The organism is Catalinimonas locisalis (genome assembly GCF_038039535.1).
GTDB lineage: Bacteria > Bacteroidota > Bacteroidia > Cytophagales > Cyclobacteriaceae > Catalinimonas.
The window spans coordinates 27,001-33,268 of the sequence record NZ_JBBPHP010000056.1; the positions used below are offsets into that span (position 1 = coordinate 27,001).

Here is a 6,268-nt window from a genome sequence, read left to right on the forward strand (position 1 = left end):
AAATTGCAATATTTAATGTACGTACATCTTAGTCAAAAAAAAGGATTTTTACACCTTAAACTTAAAATAAATCAGGATCTGCCCGATAAACCATTGGACCTTTTATTAGGATGAGGTTCAATGTCCCTATTTGTTTTCAAGATTCCTTTTGTTCTCTTGCTGTTGTATATACATATAAACACCCAATTATACTTATCAACACGCCAAACTTACTCATGGTACATCAATCAAAGCTGTTCAAAAATAAATAAAAATATACTCTATATTTTTATTGTGCGGTGATGTGGGGTATGTAGTAAAATGAAACACTACATTTACTTAGAAGTCACATGGCAGATAATGAAGGAAGTACGAGCATGGTTTATCATAAAATCATTAAGTGCATGGGTTTCATTCTGATTAATTATTAAGATAATGAGCAGAGAGAAATGCTTGTATTCAGGAGTAGTATAAGTCATTATCATACTAAAAACGAAGGAAAAAATAGACATGCATCATACCATCAGGGCCAGAAAAAGACAATGTTTTTTTCTCTGGAAAAATTATGTTAAAAGTAGACCAAAAGATAAGCAGAATCTGATTTTTGCAGGCAGTCAGCTTGTATTTAAAAGATACAGCGTCTGAGAAGTAGAGAAAATATTAGCGGCATACTTCCAGAATCTTTGAGATTCTTATGTTGCTTTTACAGAAGAGGTTGCCAAGTATGTTTAGCTAGAATTTCCCGGTGTATGGATTTACGGAATACCCACCCAAGAAGAGGTACGAAAATAGTACCTACTCATTCCCACTCTATTTGGCGAGATCGTAGAAGTGACTATGTAGAATAATAACGATAACTTTAGATGATTTAGAGTGCTGACATAGGGGGCAATAAAACTGGTTGACAAAAAATTATAGCGTTGCCTATGCTTAAGCTCGTAAATAACTAATTCATCAGATTTCATCGGTTACTTCATGTCGGAAATATCATAGTCTGTCGTATTTGTCATACCAGCCTGTCGTAAATGTTATCAGATTCGCCGGGATTGTGATAAAAGTGCAGCCCCACCTCTGCGTACTTTTGCAGTACAAAATAATTATTAACCCTAATAACATGATGAAAACTTTGAATCACAACATACTTACAGAAAAGCCCAAATTAAGTATGGGTTATGTATGGAATACCAAAAGAAGGTATCGCTAAGCAGCACTAAGCTAAGAATACATTTAGTTATCACTTTCTATCAAGTTTCAAATTATGAAAACTTATACGTGCAGGTATACCTGGCTGAGTGCCTATGCGCCAGAACCCAATCAGAAACATGTTTTAAAAGGCTATGTAGAAGGCAAAGGAACGTCATCCTATCATCATGGGCCTTTGCTGCTGACTCCAAAAATCATGGCACACTCGTAGAGGTGCCGGATACTTCAGAAAAGTAGAGGAAGAAGGTCATTGCTGATGACCTGCTTTCCTCTTTTTCAACATTAAATCATCAAGTACGATCACAACAACCCAACTGGATAATAATGCCGCCGACTCCCTTTTCAGAATACTGGATCAGGGCAAGAAAAAGTCTATCGCATCAGATAAGTTTTTTGATCAGCTGGCCCGTACAGGCATTTTGTCTGACGATCCACGGATTCAGGAGTTACTGAACAATATCAGGTTAAAAGAACAAGCGAAGCGAAATAGTCCATTCACTACTCAGACTGAGTTTAATGGAATACTTAAGCAAAATGCCATGATTAAAAAATCGCTTATAGAAAAGCTGGTCATTCCTGATTTTGCTTCCTTTTGTAAGCAGGTAGAGGAGCTGTTTTCCTTAATTCGTAAGAATGAAAAGGGGAAGTATACACTTTGTCTACTCTATGCTTAGGCCATGTTCACTTTTTGTCTACCTAAAAAACTTAATATTTTACTGCACTGATTGGTAAGTTTGTCTATTGATTTGTATAGGCAAACCATTTAATGAAGATGCCTGGGTTATCCTACAAACTTGCCGATCATAAAAAAGTATATGAAGCCAGTTACTCAGTATACAAAAAGTGGCCGCATTAATATTGCTTACCAGGTGTTTGGTTCAGGCCCGATAGATTTGGTTTACATTCCCGGATGGGTTTCCAATATTGACTGGATGTGGGCCTGTCCTGAACTCGTGAGTTTTTTAGAGGAATTAGGCAAAGTTGCCCGCGTCATTCTGTTTGATAAACGAGGCACCGGACTCTCCGATCGCATAGTAGAGCTATCCACTTTGGAAGAAAGAATGGATGACATTCGTGCGGTGATGGATGCAGTGGGTTCTGAAAAAGCTGTTTTGTTTGGCCACTCTGAAGGAGGTTGTGTTTCTGTGCTCTTTGCGGCTACCTATCCCAACCGTGTGATTTCTTTAATTTCCTTCGGAATATTTGCCAAGCGCAGATATACTCCCGATTATCCCTGGGCACCTACCGATAAAGAGCGTCAGCAGGTGTATGATATGATTGACAAAAGGTGGGGGAGTGGCGAAATGTATCTGGAATCGCTGGCCCCATCCAAAGCCCATGATAAAACCTTTCTGGACTGGCTGGCTAATTATTTTCGTTCAGGAGCCAGTCCGAGCGCAGCTATGGTACTCACCAAGATGAATACACAGGTGGATATTATTGATATTTTGGGCTCTATCCGAGTGCCTACCCTTATGATGCAAAGAACGCATGATATTGACGTAAAAATTGAAGAAGGTAGGTTTATAGCAGAGCGTATCCCGGGTGCAAAATTTGTGGAATTTGATGGCAGTGACCATCTGTTCTGGGTAGGCAATACTGAAGAGGTTCTGGAAGAGATGAAGACTTTCATTATAAACGTCCAACCCAGAAAAGTGTATGAAGAAAGGCTTTTCACCATCGTGGCAGCTCGTATTATTCCCACAGATATAAACGGTACTGATCCTCAGAAGCTAATTGAACAATATGTTGACCAGTACAGGGGAAAAATGGTGCAGTACGATCAGCATAAATTTATTGCCAACTTTGACGGGCCCAGCAAAGCAGTGCATTCTTGCATAGATTTGATGGAAGCGCTAAAAAGTATGAACATACAACTCGCTGTGGGCATTCATATCAGAGAGGGATTGGTAGGCGAATCTTACTTTATCAGCAACGATACCGAAAACTTTATTGCCTCTATCCTTAATCAGGCCAATCCTAATCAAATTTTGATCACCCAGGCCGTAAAGTTCCTGCTCTCAGGAGCAGGATTGAACTTTGCTTCTTATAAGACCATATTTGAACCTACCAGCGGTGAGCCACTTTCCCTTTTTATGGTCACGGATCATTTAAAATCCAATAGTACGCTCCCCCCTGAATTGCCTCACAAGCAGATGCTGCAAGGCCATTCTTTTCTGGAGAATGTACTGCAAAGTATAGATGCTCATTTGAGCAATGAGGCTTTTGGCGTAGAAATGCTCTGCAACGAGATGAGCTTAAGCGAACGTCAGTTGCAGCGCAAACTCAAGGCCATTACCAACAAATCACCCAACCAGCTGATCTCCTCGGTTCGTCTGCACCGGGCTAAGGAACTGCTGCTTACTCAGGAAGATAATATTGCTGAAGTAGCTTTTCAGACAGGTTTTGCTAATCCTTCTTACTTTTCCAAGTGCTTCAAAAAAGAGTTTGGTACAAGTCCGTCAGACTTATTCCATTAGCCTCTATATTTGTCGGGAAAATCATAGCCTGTCAGATTTGTTATACAGCTTAGTCGGAAATGTGCTCAGATTCGTCGGATTTGTATTAGCCGCTCGGTTCACTTTCCCTTTAACTTTGCCATCAGATCATTAAAAAACAAGACCTCAAAGGATTCATCATGAAGCAATAGAATAAAAAAGAGCGATGCGCTTGAATCCATTTAGAAACAACATTAACCCAAATTTAGCTATGCCTCTCTTTATAAATGAAAACGCAACTTATGAAAATTAACTCAGTAATTTTATTGGTTGGAGTCTTTGCCTTTCTGAATAAAATGGCCCTGATGGTATATGAAGTCTCAAACATGAACTTTGAGTTTGATCTGCTCGGGCCCGATGATGCTTCCTGGGTTGTGGAGTATAATACATCCACACATGCAGCATGGAAAAAGGAAATTGAAGCTTTGGAAGGCTTACGAACGAAGCAGGAAGAGTATTTATTCCTGTAAGATGCATATCTTTAGAGTAAGAAAGCCTGATCATAAGCCACTGTGCCTTACCGTAATCCTGAGAGATCCATGAAAGTTGTAGATTTATCTAAGCCCATAAAGTACAACAAATCTGACCCCTGGTTTATGAAGGTGAAAATCAAACACAAACCCCACCGAAGGGGTGGCGGTTTTTCCACTAAAGATAGTTGGAGCCTCGGCGGCATCTACCTGGGTAGTAGCCCTCTTGGATTAACCTCAAGAGTTTTCATCATTACATTTGATAAGGAAAATATTAATGGAAATGAAAAATAGGTCACAAAATAAATCAGCTATTGTCATTGGGGCAAGTATGGCTGGGTTGGTGGCTGCACGCGTGTTATCCGACCACTTCAAGAAAGTCTATCTGATAGAGCGTGACCCCATACGTGACCAGGCTGAGTCACGGAAGGGACAGCCCCAAACGCGCCACATTCACATACTGCTGGCCAGCGGACTGGACACTCTGCAAAATTATTTTCCTGACTTATTAGATAGTCTCAGCGAAGGCGGAGCTATCGTTTGTGATCCTGCTCAAAACATGGTTTGGAATTGTTACGGAGACTATCGGACACAGTTCAAGATTGGCAAACAAACAGTATTTGCCAGCCGTCCTTTTCTGGAATGGAACATTCGTCAGCGGGTTCTGAAGCTGAAGAATGTGGAAATGATGAGCGCTTATTCAGTTGAGCAACTCCTTACCGATCCGGCCCGGCGGGAGGTAAACGGTGTACAAATTATGCAACTAAGGGATAAAAAAACATCTATACTGATGGGCGATCTGATTGTAGATGCCTCGGGCCGAGGTTCACGTGCAGAAAAATGGCTTGAACAGACAGGATATGATGCGCCCAGTGCCTCAAAAGTAAGTTGTAAGACCGGCTATACTTCTCGTATTTATCAACGTACAGCGGAAAGTACAGGTGCTTTGAAATGGGTGGCTATCACTCCTGAAGCGCCGCAGGAGCAAAGAGGAGGAGGTGCATTTCCCGTGGAAGGTGATCGCTGGATTGTGTCTCTCTTTGGTTGGTATGATGACCACGCTCCCCGGGATGAAGCCGGTTTTGAGGCTTTTGCCAAAAGCCTGCCCGCTCCTGACCTTTACAATATTGTTAGCCAGAATGAACCGATTTCGGACTTTTTCACACATAAGTTTCCCTTTAGCCTACGCCGCCATTATGAAAAGCTTGAGCATTTTCCGCAAGGCTTTCTAGTACTGGGTGATGCTGTCTGTAGCTTTAATCCTATCTACGGACAGGGCATGACCTCATCTATCTTACAGGCCGCTGCCCTGGATAAACTCCTGAGAGAGCAAAAAGGAAAACTGAAGGATATTGCCAAGCCCTACTTCAGGCGCGTCGCTAAGGTAATAGACATACCCTGGCAGATAGCAGTGGGAGAAGATTTCCGCTATCCGCAAACGACCGGAAAGAAGCCCATGGCTACTAATTTTATCAATGCTTACCTGACACATGTGCACCGCGCCACCCATACCGATCCGGTGGTAAGCAAAGCGTTAATTGAGGTACTCAATATGCTAAAACCTCCTACATATCTGTTCAGGACACAAATCGTTGGAAGAGTGCTACGCTGTATGCTCAAAAGACCTGCACCCAGACCGGTAGCGGATCATCAGTTGGCAAAAACATAAGGCTTTTCTTCCGTGCCTCAGTTTTTACTCAAAGCTTTGGCGATATAAATAAGGTAAAAAAAGAGCTTGTCGGATAGTTTACGGCAAACTTACAGACTCCTCATGTCGGAATTGTTACAGCCTGTCGGATTTGTAGCACTAGTTTGTCGGAAATGTTATCAGATTCGCCGGATTTGTGTTAAACGCGAGGCACTGTTCTTAGCTAATTTTGTGTCAGTCGGACAACAAATAATAGTCCCACACAAATGGAGTGAAAGCCAAAACTGATCTCACTTCAGCTTAAAAAAAATTAAAGTGTCATGAAAAAGCTCTTATTCTTAAGCATAGTATCCAGTGTGTTATTTACTATCCAAACTGACGCCCAGCGTGGAGACCTTTAGGTTTGTTACATATGAATATTCTTAGAAGAATCAGTTGTTGTTGAGTTGTGGAAATGTGGGTAACTTGAT

General features: G+C 41.4%; 6 protein-coding genes. All 6 read left to right on the forward strand.

The features are described 5' to 3' along the window. The first annotated feature begins 1,237 nt into the window (after positions 1–1,237). The gene (locus tag WJR50_RS31185; protein ID WP_341297256.1) at positions 1,238–1,393 is read left to right on the forward strand and encodes a hypothetical protein; all 156 of its coding nucleotides are present in this window, start codon (positions 1,238–1,240) and stop codon (positions 1,391–1,393) included. A 103-nt stretch (positions 1,394–1,496) separates the two neighbouring features. Continuing rightward, positions 1,497–1,856 (forward strand): hypothetical protein, encoded by a 360-nt coding sequence (locus tag WJR50_RS31190; RefSeq protein ID WP_341297261.1) that lies wholly within the window; start codon positions 1,497–1,499, stop codon positions 1,854–1,856. A 141-nt stretch (positions 1,857–1,997) separates the two neighbouring features. Beyond that, positions 1,998–3,662 carry an alpha/beta fold hydrolase gene (locus WJR50_RS31195; RefSeq protein WP_341297257.1) on the forward strand — a complete coding sequence of 555 codons (1,665 nt, stop codon included), beginning with the start codon at positions 1,998–2,000 and terminating at the stop codon, positions 3,660–3,662. A gap of 260 nt (positions 3,663–3,922) precedes the next feature. Next, positions 3,923–4,150, forward strand: a complete 228-nt coding sequence (locus WJR50_RS31200; RefSeq protein WP_341297258.1) for a hypothetical protein — start codon at positions 3,923–3,925, stop codon at positions 4,148–4,150. Positions 4,151–4,219: 69 nt separating this feature from the next. Further along, entirely contained in the window at positions 4,220–4,444 is a 225-nt protein-coding gene (locus tag WJR50_RS31205; RefSeq protein ID WP_341297259.1) for a hypothetical protein, read from the forward strand. Beyond that, complete coding sequence (locus WJR50_RS31210) at positions 4,434–5,819, forward strand: FAD-dependent oxidoreductase (RefSeq protein WP_341297260.1); 1,386 nt, start codon at positions 4,434–4,436, stop codon at positions 5,817–5,819. Before WJR50_RS31205 ends, WJR50_RS31210 begins: the two co-directional genes overlap by 11 nt. Positions 5,820–6,268 lie beyond the last annotated feature (449 nt).